The organism is Bacillus sp. FSL K6-6038, assembly GCF_038050455.1.
GTDB classification, from domain to species: domain Bacteria; phylum Bacillota; class Bacilli; order Bacillales; family Bacillaceae_G; genus Bacillus_A; species Bacillus_A pseudomycoides.
This window is the reverse complement of sequence record NZ_JBBOUH010000001.1, coordinates 325,020-346,949: the sequence shown is the minus strand read 5'-3', so window position 1 is coordinate 346,949 and position 21,930 is coordinate 325,020. Positions and strand designations below refer to the sequence as shown.

Genomic DNA, 21,930 nt, shown 5'->3' with positions numbered 1-21,930 from the left:
ATTACAAATTCAATAAAATTTATACATAGTTAAATATATTTTTTCACGATAGTTACATCTTCCTCAGATAAACCATATACAATACCAACTAATTCTTCTAATTTATTACGCTTCATTTGATAAGCTTGTCGAAAAGGACGCTTCCTATGCTCATTCCATTGGATTGCAATTTGCTGTTGAGCATCTGTAATCTCATCAATTAGATTAATAATTTCTTCATATAATTTTACCTGCTCTCCATCTTCAAAGTCAATTGTTGCAAAAGGTAACTCCTTAACAAATTGCCTACCGTGTGAATAATAACCACCAGAAAAGTTGCTAGTTTTATTTCTAATCATTAGTTCAATAACTGGGTGATATAATAAAGCTTGTATGTATTTTGTTGAATACCCTATCTCAGCTTTTTCACTTAACCCATAATATGGCCCATTACCTCCACCAGAATAAAGAATATTTTCTGTATCATAAGCATACCTTGCTTCTTTGCTTAAAGTAGTCCATATTAATTTAGGGTTCCCATTAAACTTAGTTAGACTTTGAGAACGCCCATATCTATACCAGATATTTTTATCTCCTCCACTCATTTTTCGGCTCATTAATTCCTCTTTATAATAATTCAAATACTCCCAACATAAAGGGAAAAGTTGTATCATTTCCTCCTCTGAAAAAGCAGTTGCACTTTTACCTAAAAATTCCTTATAAGGAAATATAGCATATGCATTTGGGGTAATCTTTGTAAATGGCTTAATGGGAACATCCCAAATAAGAGGCCTTAAAATACCTTTTTCAATCCTCCTACGATTTCCATTTTTATCACTAAATTCAACATAGTCATCATCTTCACTTATTGGTTCTATAAAATAAATTTTATCAGCACTAGATTGTATTCCCACAAATATATCAGCAAAATCAGACATTTTATGTGGATTTCTACTTATAGTATCCGAAAATACCTTTTGTAAATCACCATTTACAAAACTCCACGGCTGTTCTGAAATAGCATTTGGATCGTAATTTAGTATTTCGGTATTATTCTTATAAATCCAATCCGTTAAGGAATTCACACATTGTACATTAAATTGGTTCGTTTCTTGTTTATTCAAAATTAAAATGCATGTATACGTTAATCTTCCCTTAAATATTTGATTTACACCAAAATCTATTATTTCACTTAAGTACTTATTCTTAGATATGATAGATCGAATTTTTTCACCATTTTTTGTAGTTAAAAATTTATTCGGAATAATATAACCTAAAGTCCCATCGTTTTTTAATAATTTAATTCCTCTCTCAATAAAGAGAGCATACTTATCAAAATTGCTGGTTTTAGAACTTAGATATTCACAATTCTCACTCTTATAAAATTCAATTTCCTTTGGTGAGTATTTAACCATATTCTGTGTTCTAATATATGGAGGATTTCCAATAATAATATCAAATCCACCTTCTTCCGTTATTAATGGAAAGGCTGCCTCCCAATTAAAGGGATTAATATTTACCAATTGGTTTACATCATCTATAACGTGTTTATCGAAATCATAATATGAGTTACCTACTAGGCTGTTACCACATAAAATATTACTACTTAAATCTGGTAATACTTTTATACCCGTTTTCCGTAAATGGTCATCTATAGTATTTCCATTTTCATCTTCTATTACTTTTAACAATAAGCTAAATCTGGCTACCTCTACTGCTTGCCCATCAATATCTACACCATATATATGTTTTAGCAAAATCTCCTGCTTTTTATTTACAGTCAATCGCCATTCTCCATTGTTTTTACTATACACAATCTCTGAATTATCTCTTTCATTATTTATGTACCATTCTAAATAAAAATCTAATAATGCCTGATATGCCTCGATTAAAAATACGCCTGACCCACAAGCAATATCTAAAATCCTTATTGATTCAATATCCCTAGGGCTTTTTCCTTTCAATTTCTCGTTTATTGTCTTACTTACTATAGAATCAACAATAAACACTGGTGTATTCACTACCCCTTCTGACTCAATAACTTCTGGTTTTACCTTAACCTCTATTTTATTATTAGCATTGTATAATTCCTCTGAAAGAAATATCTCGTATATACTTCCTAATACATTTGCATCTATTACTTCAAAAGCAAAAGGACTTTCTGGGTAATATAATTGTTTAAATATCTCAACAATAACCTTGTCATCTAACTTAATCGAATCAAAAAGTTTTTCATCCAAGAAGCTAAATAAACCCGAATTATATTTTTTATCAGCTGAATGGAACAATTCACGCAACATATTATAGCTTTTTATTTCCAAGAGGGATTTATACTTTTCAATTTCCCTATCTTCACATATACGTAAAAATACAATTCTATTAATAAATTGCTGCACTACAAAATTTAATTGTTCTGTATTAAGGCTTTTATTTAGCTTTATAAGATTACTAGCTAATAAATTTCGCCACCCTCTAATTTGCTTTAAGAAATAACTATTAAAAGGCTGTTTATCAATCCTATCTTCTGGAAGAAGATTATCAAAATTACCTTCAGCTACCGAATTATAAGACATAAAATCAAATATTTCCTCTATTTTTTCCACGTATTCTGTATAGTGGAAACATCTAATTCTTGCTAAAATTGGATCATCATCAGAATTAGGTATCACTCTACAATCATATATAACTAAATACTCAAAGTTACTTAATACAGATATAGGAAGTTGAGCGCTCCAACCATATCTTCTCGTTTGAAATACAGCTTTATTATCTTTTAAAATGTTAACAGATGGCTTTTTAGCCTCTACAAAAAATCGTCTTTTTCCATCATAAAGCATGGCATAATCTGGTTTTTTAGTCGTTTTTTCGCCATCTACTTCTACTTCAACAGAATCCTCCTGAATGACTTCCCTTAAATGCTGTGCTAAACCTTTAGAATTATTTATGTCCCAACCTAAGGCAGTAAAAAAAGGATCTAAAAATTCGCTACGCAATTGCGTCTCATTATAAGTCCCCTTCTTATAATCCTTCTCATTTTTTGAATATTTCCCTACAAGTTCACCAATTATTTCCTTCGCACTAGAATCAACCAATATTATTCCTCCTAGCTAACAGTATATTCCTTAATTATATATTCAATTAGCTATATATGATTAATAAATTTATATCTTGATTCTAGTTTTATTAAATAGCATGCATCAATTGTAATAAATCTTCGATTTTACATATCACACCCTAATTGTTTTATAACCCCTTTTTATAAAAGTTATCTATTGCTTTATCTCTTAAATAAATCTTATTACTATTATAAAAAAGGAATGTAACAGTAATATCTATACTCGTTACATTCCTTTAATTAATTAAAAGTTTACCGTTATTTATGATACGGTTCACCGTATTTAATTCTAAATACTCGCTGACATTTACTATTTATCTTTTTACTCCTTCTAGCTTCTCAATCCATAAACCAAAAACCTCTCGTTCCCATTCCGCTCATACACCCCAGGCAATCTAACTTCCTCTTTCAATTCAAATGCCGTTTGATTCTCTAAGAAAAAGATATAATCTTCCGATGGATAATATAAAATAATCTCTATTTCTCTCTCTACTTCCTCCACCGAAAGCAATATATTATTGATTACATTCATAAACACTTGCACTGAAAATGGATTAAAGAAATAAAATCGATTGTCACGCGGATCAATCTCATATTCTTGCGCTAAGCAACATTGAAATTGAATTTTATCTTTACTATTTCTCGATTTCTTCGCATAACGTTCTAAATTTCCCATTGCTTCTTTGTAGAACATCTCGTTCATTTCTATTCCAACAGCTGACGCACCACATGCATGATGAATATAGAAATTCAGCCGGCCTTTTCCGCATCCAAAATCAACAATCCGATCACTGCTTTTCATTTCATATTGATCTAATAATATTTCTAGCCCGCTATATGGTGTTGGTTCATAGCGATGATAATGCAGAGACTTATTGAATCCCTTTTGCTCTCCTACTGTTTTTATATTTAATATCGCATCATAATATTGTTCGTTCATTGATTTTCTCCTATTAAGAAATAATACTTTTTATTATACAACATAGAAAAAAGCCTGATAAAATCAGGCGTTTACTTTAAACCAATATTATTTTAAAGCTTCCAACACAGTTTGCTTCATTATCTCTACTCCATCGATTATACAAGCGTGATCAAACTTCATATAAGGGTGGTGTAACCCGGGCTTTAAATTTGCCCCTAATCCTAACATAACAGCTTTTAAATGCGGCCTTTTGACCGTATAGTAATGAAAATCATCACTTCCTGTAGTAAAAAGTGGTGGTGTGCATCCGTCTTCTCCGTATATTTCAAGAATTCCTTTCCGCATGAGTTGTTCTGCCTCTTCCGATACCTCTGCCCCAGGTGCAATATCAACCCATTCGTAAGAAATCTTCGTTCCCATTGATTCAGCTGATTGAATGACATGTTCTATCTTGTTCGTTAACTCTTCTAGCAATACATTGCTCTCCGCCCTTACATCTAAACCGAATTGCCCATTTCCTGGAATGATATTTAAATTATCTCCACCAGCTTGGCATTTCGTCATTTTGACAGAGTATGATTTTTGCGGTGAGAGCCAGATGTTTTTTAATCCGATATTAATCATAGAAATAACATCAATTGCGTTCACACCTTGATGTGGTCGTGCCCCATGCGCATCATCCCCGTGTATATTCGCTTCTAAAAATCCCGCTGCCCCATGCCGAATAGATGGTGCTGCTTTTTTTAAAGGTAATTCTTCAATTGGTCGTAAATGAACACCAAATAAGAAATCAGCGTCATCCACCGCTCCCTTCTCCACCATCTTTAAAGCACCATTTCCTTTTTCTTCTGCAGGCTGGAAAATAAATCGGACAGTTCCTTTTTGCCAATGCTCATTTTTCAACTGCAAAATAAGTCCCATCGCAATCGTCATATGAGCATCGTGACCACAAGAATGATTTGCTTTAAATTTCCCATCTACTTCTTGCCATAATGCATCCATATCAGCACGAATGGCGATAACTGGTTTCCCGTTCCCCATTTCAGCTATAACTCCAGGGCAATCATCAAATACTTTATATGAAACTCCTTCTTCTTCTAGAAATTTCGTAATATAGGCCGTTGTATTATATTCTTTCCAACTTATTTCAGGATTCTCGTGTAAATGCTGAAAAATTTCGTTTAAACGATCTTGAAGCTCTACTGTTTTCACTTTCCCTTTCTCCTTCCTAAATTCGAAGCAGTTTTCTCATTTATAAAAATCCTATTTCAAAAAACATATTGAATATTCACGCAAATGTCAAGGGATTGTCCCTTCATTTCTTTTGAAATATAATAAGGTAATTAAAATCATAATTCTGAAAATTCTTTTAAAAAATTGCTCATCATTAGTCTAATTAAGAATATATGCAACTTTAAATTTATGATACAAAGGACGTGGATTATACAATGAAAATTACAGCAATTCACCTTTATGCAATTCGTTTACCACTTCGTGATCCATTTATTATCAGCTACGGCACTTACCATGATATGCCTTCTATTATTATAAAAATTGAAACAGATGAAGGTATTGTCGGTTACGGTGAAGGAGTAGCCGATGATCACGTTACAGGCGAAACATGGGAAAGTACCTTTCAAGTTTTAAAACATACATTAGCTCCTGCCTTGCTAGGTGTGAATCCAATGAATATCGAGAAGATACATGACATCATGAATCAAACTATTTATAGTGTTCCTACCGCAAAAGCTGCGATTGATATTGCTTGCTTTGATTTAATTGGGAAAAAGTTAGATCAGCCTGTTTATCAATTGATTGGTGGCCGTTACCATGAAGTGTTTCCAATTACTCATGTTTTAAGTATCGCCTCCCCAGAAGTTATGGCAGAAGAAGCTGCTTCCATGATCAATAAAGGCTATCGCTCTTTTAAAATGAAAGTCGGAACAGATGTCCAAAAAGATGTTGAGAGAATTGAAGCTGTACGTGAACGAGTAGGGAATGATATCGCAATTCGCGTGGATGTAAACCAAGGCTGGAAAAATAGCGCTACTACGTTAACTGCATTACGCTCACTCGGACACTTGAACATTGATTGGATTGAACAACCAGTTATAGCTGACGATATTAATGCAATGGCCTATATTCGCTCAAAAACAGACCTTCCACTTATGATTGACGAAGGACTAAAAAGTTCCCGTGAAATGCGCCAAATTATTCAAATGCAAGCAGCTGACAAAGTAAACATTAAATTAATGAAATGTGGCGGCATCCATCCAGCTGTCAAACTAGCTCATCAAGCTGAAATGGCTGGAATTGAATGTCAAGTTGGGTCTATGATTGAATCATCTGTTGCCTCTTCCGCAGGATTCCATGTTGCCTTTTCGAAAAAGATTATTACAAGTGTTGAACTAACAGGACCATTAAAATTCACAAAAGATATTGGGAATCTATCCTATGATATACCTTTTATTCGTTTAAAAGAAAAACCAGGATTAGGCGTCGATGTCAATGAAGATATACTAAATGAATTAACCGTTTTTCAAGACGTTGTTCGCTAAAGGAGGACCACCACATGAACATTCTTTATGAAGGAACATTAAAACAAAACGAACAAAGATTCAAGGTCGCACCATTATCTTTCGATCACATCGAGCAAATTTTATCCTTACAAAATGTTGTAATTGAAGCATTAGAAAATAAAGATAGCTTGCAACCTCTTACGTTAGAAGAATATCAATATATATTAAACGGAAACGGCTTAATAATTGGTGCATTTGTAGATCAAGAGCTGATTGCGTTTCGTGCACTCTTAGTCCCACCTATTGATGACGAACATTTAGGATTTGATATTGGTTTAACTGAGGATGATTTAGATCGTGTTATTTACCAAGAAATCTCAAATGTTCATCCAAAGTGCCGTGGAAACGGCATGCAGAAAATATTAGCAACAGTGATTATGGAACAATTAACACAAATAGACAGCAAATACGATTACGTTTGTTGTACAGTTGCGCCATTTAATATTCCTAGCTTAAAAGATAAGTTCGCACAAGGAATGGAAATTGCGGCATTGAAGGAAAAGTATGGTGGGAATATGCGGTATGTATTTGTGAAGGAGTTGCGCAAGGATAAAGAAAGAGATTGGACGGATGTTAAGAACATTTCGATAAGTGATGCTAGCGAACAGCAGGCATTACTTTCAGAGGGTTATCGTGGATATGAGATGGAGAAAGTGGATGAGGCTTTCGTTGTGAAATTTGGACGATAATATATATACAAAAAGAACCCTAATTCATTAGGGTTCTACTTTATTTCAAGCCACATATCCAGAGTAATAACTAAACCGTCATTTTCCAACTTGATAACGCTAACCAGTTTTCCATCTCCTTATAATCAGGCATTATCTTCCCAACAAGACGCCAAAAAGATCGATCATGATTTAAATGGACCATATGGCACATTTCATGAACAACTACATAGTCAATCACCCTCTGAGGTGCCATTGCTAGCTTCCAATTAAACGTTAACTGTAGATTTGAATCACAGGTTCCCCATGTACGGTTACTATCTGAAATACGGATTAAACGCGGCTTTGTTTTAAAGTTACTTTGATACGATTTAATACTCTTCTCTACTAACGCTTTACACTGCTTATAATAAAATCGTTTCAAAGCTTGTTGTATTTTCTCATTCTTAAGCTCTTTCACATAAATATGCAGCTTATCTCCTTCAAACACCGCATTATCTTGCTCAATACTTGTATCTTGAGAAATCTGTATCGGGTACGTGTTTCCTAAATAGAGAAAGCCCTCTCCTTGATCATAAGCCTTTTCCTGTGGCCCAAGCACTCTCTCCTGCATTTCCTTACGTGTTTTCTGAATCCAATCCCATTTCTCCTCTAACAACTGGATTATATATTCAACAGGCGTCCCTTTCGGAGCTTGTACCTCAACATTTCCGTAAGAATCTACATAAAGACGTACTGATTTTTTCTTCTTGTAATTTATATGAAAATTGATTGTCTCACCTAAATATGTATGTATCATTTCATCACCTAGCGTATTTGTTCTTGTTATTTTTACAAATAAAAAAGAGTAGGCTACAAACTCCCTACTCTATCTATTATATCATTTACTGCTTTACCATAAATGCTACAATACTTATCCCTTATCCTCTATATTTAACAGCTAGTCCCTTTAAGAAATTCCTTGCGTATCTATCGCCGCACTCTTTGTAATTTTTATGACCTTCTTTTCTTAATAGAGCGCTTAATTCTCCTTTTGTTACGATGACTCCTACGTCTTCTAATATATCAAGCATATCTTCACTTGTTAATGATAGTGCTATCTTCAATTTTTTTAGAACGAGATTATTAACACTTCCATTACTCTTTAAAGACATCGCTTGTCTATCCGATTGCCCTGGTTTTGGATCTTGTTTTCCTCTTTTAAAAGTAATCAAACCATTCAAAAACGACTCTAACATAACATTATTGCATTTTATTTCGTAATCATTTTCAACTACATCACTATCATCGTCAACTTCATCATAGTAACTGTTTTTTAATTTTGTCAGCATCTTTCGCACTTCTTCTTTTGTTACTTCAACGCCACCAAGTTTAAACATCTCCACCATATCTATATCTTTTATATCCAGAGCATATCTTACTCTAATTAAAATATCATTATTGCTTATAGCCATTGTTTGTCCTCCTAAAATGTTGGTTATTTATCCAGCAGTCAAAGCGTATCCTCTAACATGCTTTAAACTATCATGTTTAATATAACTTTTTAGTTAATGTCCGCTAAATTAATACTTTAACACTTTACAGACATGTTTTATAGTCTTACCCAAATTAATACTTGTGAAGGTCATACTAAAAAACTCAAGAGGACCTTGAGTCTGAGGAAAGATTCAAATGATTTTTTGATTTATTCTCTTCTCCTTCCTTGCGCCTATAGATCTGGTCTATATTTATTAAACCCTGAGGTACGCTTATAAGACTCTTTCCACCGTTGCGTTAACGAAAAGAAAAAGCAGTACTTTGATCTCTCAAAAACACTGCTCATTTTCTGCTTTAAATTTATTTTAAACTCAACCAAGCCACACACTCCACATATGCAGAGTATATGTGGCAACACAAGGGTGTTGGTGGGTTTATTACATTCTTAAGACCTTTTTCTTTCAGAAAACAGACTTTATCAAAACAAAAGTTGTCGGCTGCAAGGGAACTTGAAACTGAATAAAATAAGCACACGTGAGTTGATGTGAATCATTTCCCCTCTAACTTTTTGAGAGTTACACCATTTCACTGTCCTCTGTCCCATCAACACTCTTTTCAAATTTATCAAGCAATGCACGCACTTCATCTGTTGATTTCGTGCTCATCAATTGATTTCTTAATTCAGCAGCTCCATGGAATCCTTTGACATAAATTTTGAAAAAGCGATGAAGCCCTGTGATTGAACGTGGCAGTACTTCCGCATATTGATCTTGAAGATCAAGCTGCAGTCTTAAAAGATCAAGGTATTCTTTACTGCTATGCTCTTTCGGCTCTTTTTCAAAAGCAAAAGGATTTTTAAAGATACCTCGTCCGATCATAACGCCATCAATACCATATTTTTCAGCAAGCTGTAGCCCAGTTTGACGGTCAGGAATGTCTCCATTGATTGTTAGTAGCGTATTTGGTGCGATACGGTCACGTAATTTTTTGATTTCGGGAATTAGCTCCCAATGCGCATCTACTTGGCTCATTTCTTCTCTTGTACGTAAATGAATAGAAAGGTTCGCAATATCTTGTTTTAAAATATGCGTTAACCACTCCTCCCACTCATTTAGCTCCTTAAAGCCAAGTCGTGTTTTCACGCTGACAGGCAGTCCGCCCGCTTTTGCTGCTTGAATAAGTTCTGCGGCAACGTCTGGACGCAGAATAAGGCCACTACCTTTTCCTCTTGATGCCACATTCGGTACAGGGCAGCCCATATTAATATCGATGCCTTTAAATCCTAGCTCTGCCATGCCAATACTCATTTGACGGAAATATTCGGGATTATCCCCCCAAATATGTGCCACCATTGGTTGTTCATCTTCTGTAAAAATCAAACGGCCACGCACACTTTTCATACCCTCTGGATGACAATAGCTATCCGAGTTTGTAAACTCTGTGAAAAATACATCCGGTCGACCGGCTTCACTTACTACGTGACGAAAAACAACATCTGTCACATCTTCCATTGGTGCAAGTACAAAAAATGGTCGTGGTAAATCACGCCAAAAATTATCTATCATTTCAAACTCAAATCCTCTCACTATGGATACAACTTCAAACTCTCAGTCAAAAAATATAAAGCCAAATGTTCCACTTCTTTTACACTTATATCATGCTTAATAACTTATTATCAAACACAAGTACATTTGGACATTTATAATTTGTGAAAAACTATCGTGAAAATCGGCAATGTTTATTTTAACTAAAGTCGGTCCTGAATGGTATTTTTATAAACAAAAAAGCAGATGGTATAGATTTTTTCTATATCAACTGCTTTTCTATTATACCAACTCCAACCAAGCCACACACTCCACATGCGTAGTATGCGGGAACATATCCACAGGCTGTACTTCCTGCGTCTTATATCCGCCTTCTTCTAATACTTTTAAGTCACGTGCTAGTGTTGCTGGATTACATGATACATATACAACGCGTTTTGGCTTCATATCGATGATCGTGTTTAATAGTGCCTCATCGCAGCCTTTACGCGGCGGATCGACGACGATTGTATCAGCAATTACGCCTTCTTTATACCAGTTTGGAATGACTACCTCTGCTTCTCCTACTGCAAATTCAGCGTTTGTCATGTTGTTTAATGCAGCATTTCGATTTGCGTCTTCAATTGCTTCTGGGACGATTTCAACGCCGTATACTTTTTTCGCTTTTTGCGCTAGGAATAGCGAGATTGATCCGATTCCGCAGTATGCGTCGATTACTGTTTCATTTCCATCTAATTTTGCATATTCTAATGCTTTGTCATATAGCACTTTCGTTTGTTCTCGGTTTACTTGATAGAAAGAACGTGCTGAGATAGCAAATTTAATATCACCGATAAAATCATAAATATATTCTGATCCATATAGGACTGTTGTTGTGTCTCCGAAAATTACGTTTGTACGTTTCGTGTTTACGTTTTGAACAATTGATTTTACATTTGGGAACTTCGTTGTAATTTCTTCGATGATCGCCTTTTTGTTTGGAAGCTCTGCCGTACGTGTAATGAAGACAAGCATAATTTCCCCTGTTACTTGTCCGTACCTAGCCATTACGTGGCGAAGTGTTCCTTTATGACGTTCTTCGTTGTACGCTGTGATGCCATGCTTTTCACAAATACGTTTTACTTCTTGAATTAATGCATCATTTTCTTCTGCTTGAATTAAGCATGTTTCCATATTAATGATGTCATGTGTTCCTTGGCGATAAAAACCAGCTACAAGCCCGCCTTCACGTTCTCCAATCGGTACTTGTGCTTTGTTTCGATAAACCCACGGATTCTCCATACCAAGAACAGGATGAACTGGTACGTCGTGCAGTCCACCGATGCGCTGCATTACGTCACGCACTTGTTTTTCTTTCGCCTTTAGTTGTCCTTCATATGTTAAGTGCTGAAGCTGACAACCGCCGCATTGGTTGTAAACTGGGCATTCTGCATCTTTACGATATGGACTTTCTGTATGAAGCTTCATTAAACGGCCAAATGCGAAGTTCTTCTTTACTTTAATAATTTTAATTTGTGCTTCTTCACCTGGTAACCCGTTTTTTACGAAAATAGGATATCCTTTCACTTTCGCAACACCGGCACCATCATGTGTTAAATCTTCAAATACTACATCTATAAACTCGTTCTTTTCAACTGGTGGCGTCATTTTATTACTCATTTTCCGACCTCTCTTTTTCATAACACTGCGTTACATTTTACCATACTCATATGCTCTTTATCCATTGGAAGAAAAAAAGCTATTGACGAATTTTGTTGACTAATGTTACGCTACTAATAATTTAATACGGACGATGTTCCCTCATATATACTTGATAATATGGATCGAGAGTTTCTACCCGGCAACCGAAAATTGCTGGACTATGGGGAAAACTAATGAATATTAGCTTGTTTGTGTATACAAAGACTCATATTGATTAGCTTTCTCTCATAGATGAAAGTGAATCCATATGGGTCTTTTTTTATTTTTCACTTTTCTAAAAGGTCAGACATCTTACGTATGACATAAAACCTCTCCTATTTTAATTATATATATTCATTTTGACTTTTCAGTATATCGTTTAGCTATGAAGAATAAAAAGTGGCCCGCTCTTGTTTTCTCTTTTTGGTTTCACTTGGCACGGGGCTAAAAAAGGCTCTGACCGCTTCTATGCTTGATCGGATCCTCTCTTCCATCTAAAAAGAAAGGGTTTTTATGTCGGTTTTTCAAATTGTATTTATATAGTTATATAATGAGCGTTTTATGTAAAAACTTTATACGAACTTCTGAAAGGGGCAACTACATGCAATATGTAATGAGCGTTATCGGCATTCTTGTCGTGTTAGGTTTATGTTTTGCTTTGTCAAACAACAAAAGTAAAATCAACTTCCGTGCAATTGCTATTATGATTGGTTTCCAAATTTTAATTGGTTGGTTTATGTTTGGCACAAAAATTGGTCAACAGATCATCATTTTAATTAGTAAGGTTTTCAACAAACTAATTAAACTTGGTACGACAGGTGTCGATTTTCTCTTTAATGGAATTCAAAGAGACTTTGTCTTTTTCTTAAATGTATTATTAATTATTGTCTTTTTCTCAGCACTACTTTCTATTTTCAGTTATTTAGGTGTTTTACCATTCATCGTTCGAATTGTCGGCGGTGCAATTTCCAAAATTACTGGTTTACCACGCGTTGAATCATTCCATGCGGTAAACTCTGTATTCTTTGGTTCAAGCGAAGCATTAATCGTTATTAAAAATGACTTAAAGCACTTTAATAAAAACCGTATGTTCATCATTTGCTGTTCGGCAATGAGCTCAGTTTCAGCTTCTGTTACAGCATCGTACGTTATGATGCTAGATGCGAAATACGTACTAGCAGCGTTGCCACTGAATTTATTCTCTAGCTTAATTGTTTGTTCTTTATTAACACCAGTTGATACAAAGAAAGAAGAAGAAACAGTTCAGAAATTCGATAGAAGTCTATTTGGAGACAGCTTTATCGGTGCAATGATTAACGGTGCATTAGATGGTTTAAAAGTAGCCGGTATCGTTGCTGCTTTAATGATCGCCTTTATCGGTGTGATGGAAGTTGTAAACTATGTAATTAGCGCAGCTTCAGGCGCAATGGGCCATGCGATTACACTGCAACAAATCTTCGGTTACATTCTTGCACCATTTGCATTCCTAATGGGTATTCCAGCTCACGATATTATCCCAGCTGGCGGAATCATGGGAACAAAAATTGTTTTAAATGAATTTGTGGCTATTCTTGATTTAAAAGAAGTTGCAAAAACATTATCTCCACGTACAGTTGGAATCGTTACCGTATTCTTAATTAGCTTCGCAAGTATTAGCCAAATCGGTGCGATCGTTGGTACAATTCGTGCCCTTTCCGAAAAACAAGGAAGTGTCGTATCTAAGTTTGGTTGGAAAATGCTATTTGCATCAACACTTGCTTCTATTTTATCCGCTACGATTGCTGGATTATTTATTTAACAATGAATTACCCTATCCTTCCTTTCATTTTGGAATGTTGGGGTGATTTTTTTATGAGCGAAGGTCACCAATCTGCAAATGAAATGTAATCATATGCAATATTGCATACATTTTTCAATACGATTTTTCTTTTTTATATTAAGAAATATATATATACTAGTATTGGCCAGAAGATGTATTCTGTCTGTTTACAGTGAAAGAAATATCCAACAACAAAAACCCAAAAGTAAAAAAAGCGTTTTTAAAGATACCTCCGAAATTAGCTATTTTTCGGAGGTATCTTTTTTCATAAGGCAATCTATAACTACAATTGTTTTTATTTACAAAATTTTACATAAGACAAACCCCATGCAATTGAACTGCATTTTTGTCGAATTCTCCCAAAAGAGATATTCCCCTCTATATTTCATAGTGATATGATAGACAAGGGTATGATTCAAATAGAAATATTTGAATCAATAATCTCTTATAACAAGACAAATAGAGAAATTATTACATATAAGAGACAAAACTAAAAACACAATAGAAGGATGATATTATGAAGAAATATGCATGTATCGCTTTGCTTTCTTCTGCTATTCTCGTAGGTTGTAACACTAGCACTACTAGTGAAAAACAGACAAAAGAAGCAACTTACAAGAGCCAAAAGGAGACGAAAGAAGTACAAGCCAAAGCAGTAGAAATACCTGTAACTCAAGGACTCATTTCATGGGATCCATTTGAATACAATGCAAAGAATACGACACTTTATACAAAGAACTTAAGAGATTCATTTAAGGAAGTGCGTTACAATATTTGGCGTACAGCTGATGGACCTACAAGTAAACAAACCTTTGTATCACAAGAAAAAGCGCGTGATTTTGCTCTCCCATTTCATTTACAATCATTTCATTTAAAACGTGGAGAATTTCAAATTGAAACAGTGGGATTAAAAAATGACAACACTGAAGTTCCTCTAGTGAAATCTACGATTACATTCCAGCAATATGCACCTTTCCTTATGTACCATGCTATTGAAAAATATCCTGGACCAGGTGATGGCGATTTAGGTTTATATGTACCACCAGAACAATTTGAAAAACATATGCAATATTTAAAAGATAACGGTTATACAATGTTAACGTTTGAACGTTGGGGCGAGGTAAATCGTGTCAATAAACCTGTCTTTGTGACAATGGATGATGGCCGAAAAAATAATATGAACGCTCTTCATATTTTGCAAAAATTAAAAGATGATAAATTCCAACCAGCAGCAACTGAATTCCTCGTTTCAAGTACTATTGATACACCAAATCGTCTTACGACAGATGATATAAAACAAATGCTTGATTCGGGTATTTTTTCCATTCAATCTCATACTGCTACTCATGCAATGATGGCTTATACAAGTAATTATGATGAAGAATTACTTGTATCTAAAGAAAAAATTGAAAATCTTACAGGCAAAAAAGTGATCGCCCTTGCCTATCCAGTAGGTTCTTATAATGACCCAGCTGTGGAAGAAACAAAGAAACATTATGAATTTGCGGTAACTACCGATCATGGAACTCATATTACAAAAGGCACACCAAATGAACAATACTTAATTAAGCGACATTTTGTTGGCCCTAATACAACAATGGCGCAGTTTACATCACTTGTGAAAGAAAAATATTAATCGTTTTTTAGGCTGCTTTCATGAAAAAGTAGCCTTTTCTTTTATTTATTTTTCCAACTTTAAAATTAGCTTAAATTTTAGCCTTGAACATTTAGCTCCACTTTTATAAATGTTATAATTTGCAAAAAGATTAATGGAGGTACAAATGAAATTACATGCTCTTTTTGATTTCCTACATTTATTATTTTTCAGCATAAAAAGTCATTATGTTTTCGGCATCCCTAGTTATGTATTTTTAATTCCTTTCATTTTTGTTGTTGGCTACATGATCATAACGCTGAACAAGCCTGCAAAAAGAAAAAGACTTCGAAGTAGAGAAACATCTTAACTATTTGTTTCTTTGAACTACTATCACTTTACTATAACGATATAAAGTGAAACTTTAATCAGCCCGACCTCTTCATTTCTCTCTGAATCTTAAGGTGAGGGTCTTACTGCCCGTTCATGCGGGGAAAAAGTGAATACACAATAGAAGGTGATCGTTATGAAAAAATATGCAGCTATTGCTTTATGTACATCTGCCATTCTAGCAGGGTGTAATTCTAACAATACAAATAATGAACCTAAAAAAGAGAAAACGGTTCAAGAACAGCCAAAAAAGCAAGTAGAAAAAGTGCAACCACAGGGTACAATATCTTGGAGTTCTATTACACATGAATCCACAAATACAGCTATCCATATAACGGATTTAAAAGATTCTTTAACCGAGGTACAATATAAAATTTGGCGAACTGCTGATGGAAAAGAAAGCGCAAAATTATTTTCATCCAAAGATAAAAACAAACAGTTTGCAATTCCTTTTGATATTAAAGAATTTGACGGAAAACGTGGTGAATATCAAATTGAAGCATCTGGTTTAAAAGAAGGTGGAAAAAGTATTCTGCTCACAACATCCACCATCACGTTTCAGCAGCATGTTCCTGTCTTAATGTATCACGCGATTGAGGATTATTATGGTCAAGGAATAAAAGGCTTATTTGTCTCACCTGCGAACTTCGAAGCGCAAATGAAATATTTAAAAGAAAACGGCTATACATTATTAACGTTCGAACGTTGGAACGATATTAATAAAGTAAATAAACCAATTCTTGTTACGTTTGATGATGGTATGAAAAATAATATGAATGCATTTCATATTCTACAAAAGTTAAAAGACGATACATTTAAGCCGACAGCAACCGAATATATGATTGTTGATAACATCGATGCAGAAGGCTCCTTATCCACCGCGGATATAAAAGAAATGGTTGATTCGGGTATTTTCTCTGTCCAATCTCATACAGCAACACATGCTGATTTACCGAAAATCACAAACTATGAGGGAGAGTTAAAGGGTTCAAAAGAAAAGCTTGAAAAGATCACTGGTAAACCTGTCATTGCAATTGCATACCCGTTTGGTCATGTAAATGATAAAGTTGTAGAAGAAACAAAGAAATATTATCAATTTGCGACAACGACAAAACCAGGACAGTTCATTACAAAAGGTGAGCCAGATGAACTGTTAAAAATGAAACGCGTTCGTATGCACAACACTACTACAGTTGAACAGTTTGCTACTTCTATTAAATAAACTTGGGTTTACTACCCATAAATAATCGAGTAAGAATAAAGATTATTATAACTAGAAAAATGAGTACGATACTTTTCATATCGCACTCATTTTTTTAATAACTCTTAACAATATGGGATAATTTCAATAAGGAAATCGTTTACTACTATTAAATTTTTATAAACTTACCATTGAATTTAGTAAAAGAAAAGCCATTAAATTTTTCGTTATAGGTTGCTTTATGATCTTTCAGAATTCCAATCGCTACTGCTTCCCCGAGCTTTAAGCCTTCTATCGTGTCAGAACGCCAATGAACACCAGCTGTACCACGGCCAAGCCCAATATTGGTAGCAAGCTTATTCAATTCCCCTCCGACTTTCAAAGGTTGTCCTGAATAAGAGAGCAAAGAAAGACCATCAGAACTCGCTACAACTGGTTTTGGAATGACAAACGATTCATTAAAAAAGGCTTTCAATACAGTGACACCAGCTCCCATAAGAGTTGCATGTCCCGCAGGGTATGCAGGATGAGTCGGACAGCCTTCAGGATACGCTAACGGGAGTAAATACGTTCCAAACTTGCTAAATACTTCGGAAATAACTTGCGAATTTAATAATTCTGGATGAATCGGATAATGAGTATCACCTGTTAGCTGATTATGAACACGCCCTCCAAACTCTTCAGGGCGGATTCTGCGATGAACTAAAAACTTTTGACACCATGCCGCTTCAAGTGCTGCCTTTGCCGTCTTACCCACTAAATCCAAAATATGAGGGGCACCGAAGGTAACAAAACCATTCTGAGTTTTTGAATGTAAGTAGGGGTTATTGGATGATAATGCTCCTTTTCCAAAGCTAAGTAATATCAAACACGCAGAAAGACAAGCTTGGTAGGAAAAATCTTGATGAACAAATTCAGCTAGGTCACGACCATTACGAATATAACGAGTGACTGTATCAAATATAATTTCCTTCGGAGATAAACCATTTTGGATATCCAGCCATTCTTGGTAAGCAGTCATATAATCTTTATCAGATACAGTAGTACGATATTTTTGAATCATTGTTGTAGCTCCATAGGGAACATCTTGCCATAAAAATTGAGAAATATAAGGTCCTATCAGACCACCAGGTATTCCATCACGAAACAAAGTCTCTGTAGTAACGCTACCATTAACTTTAGGTCCACGGAAATCCGACAAACTTGATAATTCAGAAGCCGCTGCTAAAGTAAGAGAATTACTATTATATTCAGTAAAAGGCACATCACGTGTCAATGCCTGCCAGTACAATTCAGTCATTTCACTTGCTTCCCAGGCACTACTAAAAGCTGGAGGTACCGCGATACTTAAATGGTGAGAATCCGGTCCTTCTAGCCCATAAGCATAAGCTGCTTGTGGATTGGCAAGCTTCACTACACCACCAAGCGTTAAACATTCAAAAGCATCTGGCTTTCCCTTCTTAAGTGCCTCAATCCATTTTTTATAAGCATAAATATCAACTTCCCCTAAAGAATTATGTGGTAAAGCCTTGGAGAAGCTAGCAATTTTATTATCAAACAATTTTTCATCTCCGTTACAGAATTGAACTGGAAGAGGAAGACCTTTTTGATAATCTGCAGCTTGAAAACGAACTCGGAATGCCTTATCACAACGCTCATATGGGGACATAGGTCCTATCTCACAATTCTTTTCTATATATGGATAACAATCTTTTCTATTTCGATTCGGATTTCGTCCCATTTTATCAACCTTTCACACTACATATTCATAACCATTTTCTTTCAAATCTTATTTAATATATGTTTATGCTTGTTTACCTGATTATTCTACTCAATCAATTGCCCATTTTCTCACAACACATCGTCAAAATACGAAATTAAGATTAATATAATTGAGGCACCGTTTATATTTTTTAAATTTTCTTGTATTATGTATATAAGAAATCTTTTGAATAAAGGGGATTATACCTATGTCATTTGAACAATCATTAGAAAAGTATGCTGCTCTTGCAGTAAATGTCGGTGTTAATATTCAGCCTGGACAAACATTATCTATTAATGCGCCACTTGAGGCAGCCCCATTTGTCCGTCTTGTTACAGAAAAAGCATATAAATCAGGCGCAAAGCATGTATATGTAGATTGGAACGATGAGGTATTAACACGTTTAAAATTTGATTTAGCTCCTGAAGAAGCATTCTCAGAATTCCCTGCTTGGAAGGCACATGCACGTGAAGAATTGGCAAAAGAAGGCGCTGCATTTATGTCTATCTATGCAGAAAATCCAGATTTATTAAAAGGTGTAGATGCAAAACGAATTGCAAGTGCTCATAAGGTTGCTGGAGAAGCAATGAAGGTATACCGTGATTATGTACAAGCAGATAAAGTAAGCTGGTGCGTAATCTCTGTTCCTACGAAAGAATGGGCTGCAAAAGTATTCCCTGATGTAGCACCAGAAGAGCAACAAGAAAAGCTATGGGATGCAATTTTCCAAGCAACTCGTGCAGATTTAGAAAATCCTGTTGAAGCATGGAAAGAACATGATGAAACATTACATACAAAAGTAGACTACTTAAACGAAAAACATTATAAAGCTCTTCACTATACAGGTCCTGGAACAGATTTAACAATTGAACTTCCAGAAAAACATGTATGGGCTGGCGCTGGTAGCTTAAATGAAAAGAATATACCATTTATGGCTAACATTCCGACAGAAGAAGTCTTTACTATGCCATTAAAAACAGGTGTAAACGGTCAAGTATCGAGCACAAAACCATTAGTATTTGCAGGTAACATCATCGATAACTTTACACTAACATTCGAAAATGGTCGCATTGTTGACTACAAAGCTGATGTTGGCGAAGAAGCACTAAAACATTTAGTAGAAACAGATGAAGGCTCTCACTTCTTAGGAGAAGTCGCATTAGTACCTCATGATTCACCGATTTCTAATACAAACATTTTATTCTATAATACGCTATTTGATGAAAATGCATCTTGCCATTTAGCAATTGGGAATGCTTATGCATTTAACTTAGATGGTGGTAAAACGATGACAAAAGAAGAGCTTGCAGAAAATGGAGCAAACTCTAGTATTACACACGAAGACTTTATGATTGGTTCAGCAGAGCTTGATATTGATGGTATTACAGCTGACGGAACACATGAACCAATTTTCCGTAAAGGTAACTGGGCATTCTAAGAATACAAATTATTTAATGAAAAGAGCCATTTTCCTAGAAAAAGGCTCTTTTCACTTTTTAGTATACTGCCTTAATATAATCAATGTATAAAGTTTTGTTATTATAATATTCAAAATAGAAGGAGGAGTTTTCATGACAACAGCAATTGCGATTTTAACATTCGTTGGTAAAGTGATTCCATTAGTAACAGATCTATTGAAAGCACTCATGTAAACTTATTCTTTTATATTAATTTATCCTCACATAATAAAAAGGTTGTTTTCATTTTAGAAAACAACCTTTTTTTACTTTATTATAGTCCTAAAGAAATGTATTTAATTTCTAAATATTCGTCAATTCCAAAATGACCACCTTCACGGCCAATACCACTTTCTTTATATCCGCCAAACGGAGCTTGTGCAACTGATGGAAGGCCATCATTTAAACCGATAATGCCATATTCTAATGCTTCACTAATTTGAAATGCTTGACTAATATCTTTTGTAAATACATATGCAGCTAAACCATACGGAGTATTATTAGCTCGTTCAATTACTTCTTCAACCGTTTCAAATTTTGCAACAGGCGCAACTGGTCCGAATGTTTCCTCATTCATACATAACATTGTATCGTTTGCTCCTCCAATTACAGTTGGTTCAATAAAGTGACCATTTAATTCTGCAATTGTTTGTCCTCCATAAAGGATTTCGCCGCCTTTTTGGATAGCATCTTCTATATGTTCCTTTACTTTTTCTACTGCATTCGCATCAATAAGCGGCCCTACAGTCGTACCTTCTCCAAATCCATCTCCTACCTTAAGCTGACCTACTGCTTTTTGAAACTTCTCTGCAAATTCTCCATATACCGCTTCTTGTACAAATACGCGATTTGTACATATGCATGTTTGACCAGCATTACGGAATTTCGAACCAATTACCGCTTCTACAGCTTTATCTAAATCCGCATCATTCATCACAATAAACGGAGCATGCCCCCCTAATTCAAGTGACACTTTTTTCATTGTTTTCGCTGCACCACACATTAATTCTTTTCCGATTTCAGTTGATCCCGTAAACGAAACCTTTCTCACACGTCCATCATTCATCCACGTATCAGCGATAGCCTTTGCACTACCTGTTACAATGTTTAAAACGCCTTTTGGAATATCAGCCTCATGTGCAAGTTCAGCTAATTTTAATGCTGTTAACGGCGTTTGACTTGCAGGCTTTACAACTGCTGTGCAACCTGCTGCAAGCGCTGGAGCTACTTTTCTTGTAATCATAGCAGCTGGAAAATTCCAAGGTGTAATTGCTGCAATAACACCAACAGGCTGTTTTATTACTAAGATGCGTTTATCTGGATGAGAAGCTGGAATCATCTCACCATATACTCGCTTTCCTTCTTCTGCATACCATTCTACAAAACTATTCGCATAATTCACTTCACCAAGTGCTTCTGCAAATGGCTTCCCTTGCTCTTTCGTCATAATTGCTGCGATTTCTTCTTTATTTTCATCAATTAGTGCAAACCACTTTTTTAATTTTTGCGCACGGTCAGCTGCAGTTAATTTTGACCAAGACTTAAAGGCTTCATGTGCAGCATCTACCGCTTGCTTCGCCTCAATGACCCCGCCTTTTGGAACAGTTGCAAATACTTCCTGCGTCGCAGGATTATTAATTTCAATTTGTTCCTGTAGCCCGATCCATTCCCCATTTATATACATTGCTTTCTGTTCTAAATTTATATAAGTCGCTTTCTTATCCAACGTTTTCTTCCTCCTTTA

At 35.1% G+C, this 21,930-nt stretch carries 15 protein-coding genes and 1 riboswitch; of the genes, 6 read left to right on the top strand and 9 right to left on the bottom strand.

Annotated elements, in window-relative coordinates:
* Positions 1 to 29: 29 nt before the first annotated feature.
* From NSQ40_RS01855 to NSQ40_RS01845, 3 genes are all read right to left on the bottom strand, one after another.
* The gene (locus NSQ40_RS01855) at positions 30 to 3,071 is read right to left on the bottom strand and encodes an Eco57I restriction-modification methylase domain-containing protein (RefSeq protein ID WP_258248420.1); all 3,042 of its coding nucleotides are present in this window, start codon (positions 3,069 to 3,071) and stop codon (positions 30 to 32) included.
* Positions 3,072 to 3,425: 354 nt separating this feature from the next.
* Complete coding sequence (locus NSQ40_RS01850; RefSeq protein WP_003194685.1) at positions 3,426 to 4,034, bottom strand: class I SAM-dependent methyltransferase; 609 nt, start codon at positions 4,032 to 4,034, stop codon at positions 3,426 to 3,428.
* 87 nt (positions 4,035 to 4,121) lie between these two features.
* Complete coding sequence (locus NSQ40_RS01845) at positions 4,122 to 5,228, bottom strand: M20 peptidase aminoacylase family protein (protein ID WP_003194683.1); 1,107 nt, start codon at positions 5,226 to 5,228, stop codon at positions 4,122 to 4,124.
* Positions 5,229 to 5,464: 236 nt separating this feature from the next.
* Here NSQ40_RS01845 and NSQ40_RS01840 point away from each other — a divergent pair, with 236 nt between their 5' ends.
* Both NSQ40_RS01840 and NSQ40_RS01835 read left to right on the top strand, forming a co-directional pair.
* The gene (locus tag NSQ40_RS01840) at positions 5,465 to 6,574 is read left to right on the top strand and encodes a mandelate racemase/muconate lactonizing enzyme family protein (protein ID WP_341286053.1); all 1,110 of its coding nucleotides are present in this window, start codon (positions 5,465 to 5,467) and stop codon (positions 6,572 to 6,574) included.
* A gap of 14 nt (positions 6,575 to 6,588) precedes the next feature.
* Complete coding sequence (locus tag NSQ40_RS01835) at positions 6,589 to 7,284, top strand: N-acetyltransferase (protein WP_097786960.1); 696 nt, start codon at positions 6,589 to 6,591, stop codon at positions 7,282 to 7,284.
* A 70-nt stretch (positions 7,285 to 7,354) separates the two neighbouring features.
* On the opposite strand, the gene NSQ40_RS01830 is transcribed toward NSQ40_RS01835, so the two are convergent.
* From NSQ40_RS01830 to rlmD, 4 genes are all read right to left on the bottom strand, one after another.
* Positions 7,355 to 8,062 carry a M48 family metallopeptidase gene (locus NSQ40_RS01830; RefSeq protein ID WP_003194677.1) on the bottom strand — a complete coding sequence of 236 codons (708 nt, stop codon included), beginning with the start codon at positions 8,060 to 8,062 and terminating at the stop codon, positions 7,355 to 7,357.
* A 121-nt stretch (positions 8,063 to 8,183) separates the two neighbouring features.
* Positions 8,184 to 8,717, bottom strand: a complete 534-nt coding sequence (locus NSQ40_RS01825; protein WP_003205667.1) for a YehS family protein — start codon at positions 8,715 to 8,717, stop codon at positions 8,184 to 8,186.
* A 597-nt stretch (positions 8,718 to 9,314) separates the two neighbouring features.
* Positions 9,315 to 10,304, bottom strand: a complete 990-nt coding sequence (locus tag NSQ40_RS01820) for a tRNA dihydrouridine synthase (RefSeq protein WP_018782621.1) — start codon at positions 10,302 to 10,304, stop codon at positions 9,315 to 9,317.
* A gap of 261 nt (positions 10,305 to 10,565) precedes the next feature.
* Positions 10,566 to 11,942: a 23S rRNA (uracil(1939)-C(5))-methyltransferase RlmD gene (gene rlmD / locus NSQ40_RS01815; protein ID WP_033795836.1), complete on the bottom strand. Its 1,377-nt coding sequence runs from the start codon at positions 11,940 to 11,942 to the stop codon at positions 10,566 to 10,568.
* Positions 11,943 to 12,063: 121 nt separating this feature from the next.
* Positions 12,064 to 12,165, top strand: a riboswitch (purine riboswitch).
* A 399-nt stretch (positions 12,166 to 12,564) separates the two neighbouring features.
* Between rlmD and NSQ40_RS01810 the strand changes: the two genes are divergently transcribed.
* The 3 genes from NSQ40_RS01810 (at position 12,565) to NSQ40_RS01795 (ending at position 16,988) form a co-directional block, all read left to right on the top strand.
* Positions 12,565 to 13,761: a NupC/NupG family nucleoside CNT transporter gene (locus tag NSQ40_RS01810; RefSeq protein WP_003194669.1), complete on the top strand. Its 1,197-nt coding sequence runs from the start codon at positions 12,565 to 12,567 to the stop codon at positions 13,759 to 13,761.
* A 538-nt stretch (positions 13,762 to 14,299) separates the two neighbouring features.
* The gene (locus NSQ40_RS01805) at positions 14,300 to 15,418 is read left to right on the top strand and encodes a polysaccharide deacetylase family protein (RefSeq protein WP_097786959.1); all 1,119 of its coding nucleotides are present in this window, start codon (positions 14,300 to 14,302) and stop codon (positions 15,416 to 15,418) included.
* Positions 15,419 to 15,902: 484 nt separating this feature from the next.
* Complete coding sequence (locus tag NSQ40_RS01795) at positions 15,903 to 16,988, top strand: polysaccharide deacetylase family protein (RefSeq protein WP_018782624.1); 1,086 nt, start codon at positions 15,903 to 15,905, stop codon at positions 16,986 to 16,988.
* Between the two features lie 148 nt (positions 16,989 to 17,136).
* On the opposite strand, the gene NSQ40_RS01790 is transcribed toward NSQ40_RS01795, so the two are convergent.
* Entirely contained in the window at positions 17,137 to 18,708 is a 1,572-nt protein-coding gene (locus NSQ40_RS01790) for a vanadium-dependent haloperoxidase (protein WP_003194662.1), read from the bottom strand.
* Between the two features lie 229 nt (positions 18,709 to 18,937).
* Here NSQ40_RS01790 and NSQ40_RS01785 point away from each other — a divergent pair, with 229 nt between their 5' ends.
* Positions 18,938 to 20,167: an aminopeptidase gene (locus NSQ40_RS01785; RefSeq protein ID WP_003194661.1), complete on the top strand. Its 1,230-nt coding sequence runs from the start codon at positions 18,938 to 18,940 to the stop codon at positions 20,165 to 20,167.
* 293 nt (positions 20,168 to 20,460) lie between these two features.
* Here the strand turns inward: NSQ40_RS01785 and NSQ40_RS01780 are convergent, their stop codons facing one another.
* A complete protein-coding gene (locus NSQ40_RS01780) occupies positions 20,461 to 21,912 on the bottom strand; it encodes an NAD-dependent succinate-semialdehyde dehydrogenase (protein WP_003194659.1) in 1,452 nt (483 codons plus the stop codon).
* Positions 21,913 to 21,930 lie beyond the last annotated feature (18 nt).

Bases quoted from the DNA above. Each gene is read 5' to 3' on its own strand.
- NSQ40_RS01810 (WP_003194669.1), top strand. From the start codon at position 12,565: ATGCAATATGTAATGAGCGTTATCGGCATTCTTGTCGTGTTAGGTTTA.
- NSQ40_RS01785 (WP_003194661.1), top strand. From the start codon at position 18,938: ATGTCATTTGAACAATCATTAGAAAAGTATGCTGCTCTTGCAGTAAAT.
- NSQ40_RS01830 (WP_003194677.1), bottom strand. From the start codon at position 8,062: ATGATACATACATATTTAGGTGAGACAATCAATTTTCATATAAATTAC.
- NSQ40_RS01790 (WP_003194662.1), bottom strand. From the start codon at position 18,708: ATGGGACGAAATCCGAATCGAAATAGAAAAGATTGTTATCCATATATA.
- NSQ40_RS01820 (WP_018782621.1), bottom strand. From the start codon at position 10,304: ATGATAGATAATTTTTGGCGTGATTTACCACGACCATTTTTTGTACTT.
- rlmD (WP_033795836.1), bottom strand. From the start codon at position 11,942: ATGAGTAATAAAATGACGCCACCAGTTGAAAAGAACGAGTTTATAGAT.
- NSQ40_RS01805 (WP_097786959.1), top strand. From the start codon at position 14,300: ATGAAGAAATATGCATGTATCGCTTTGCTTTCTTCTGCTATTCTCGTA.
- NSQ40_RS01795 (WP_018782624.1), top strand. From the start codon at position 15,903: ATGAAAAAATATGCAGCTATTGCTTTATGTACATCTGCCATTCTAGCA.
- NSQ40_RS01840 (WP_341286053.1), top strand. From the start codon at position 5,465: ATGAAAATTACAGCAATTCACCTTTATGCAATTCGTTTACCACTTCGT.
- NSQ40_RS01835 (WP_097786960.1), top strand. From the start codon at position 6,589: ATGAACATTCTTTATGAAGGAACATTAAAACAAAACGAACAAAGATTC.
- NSQ40_RS01850 (WP_003194685.1), bottom strand. From the start codon at position 4,034: ATGAACGAACAATATTATGATGCGATATTAAATATAAAAACAGTAGGA.
- NSQ40_RS01825 (WP_003205667.1), bottom strand. From the start codon at position 8,717: ATGGCTATAAGCAATAATGATATTTTAATTAGAGTAAGATATGCTCTG.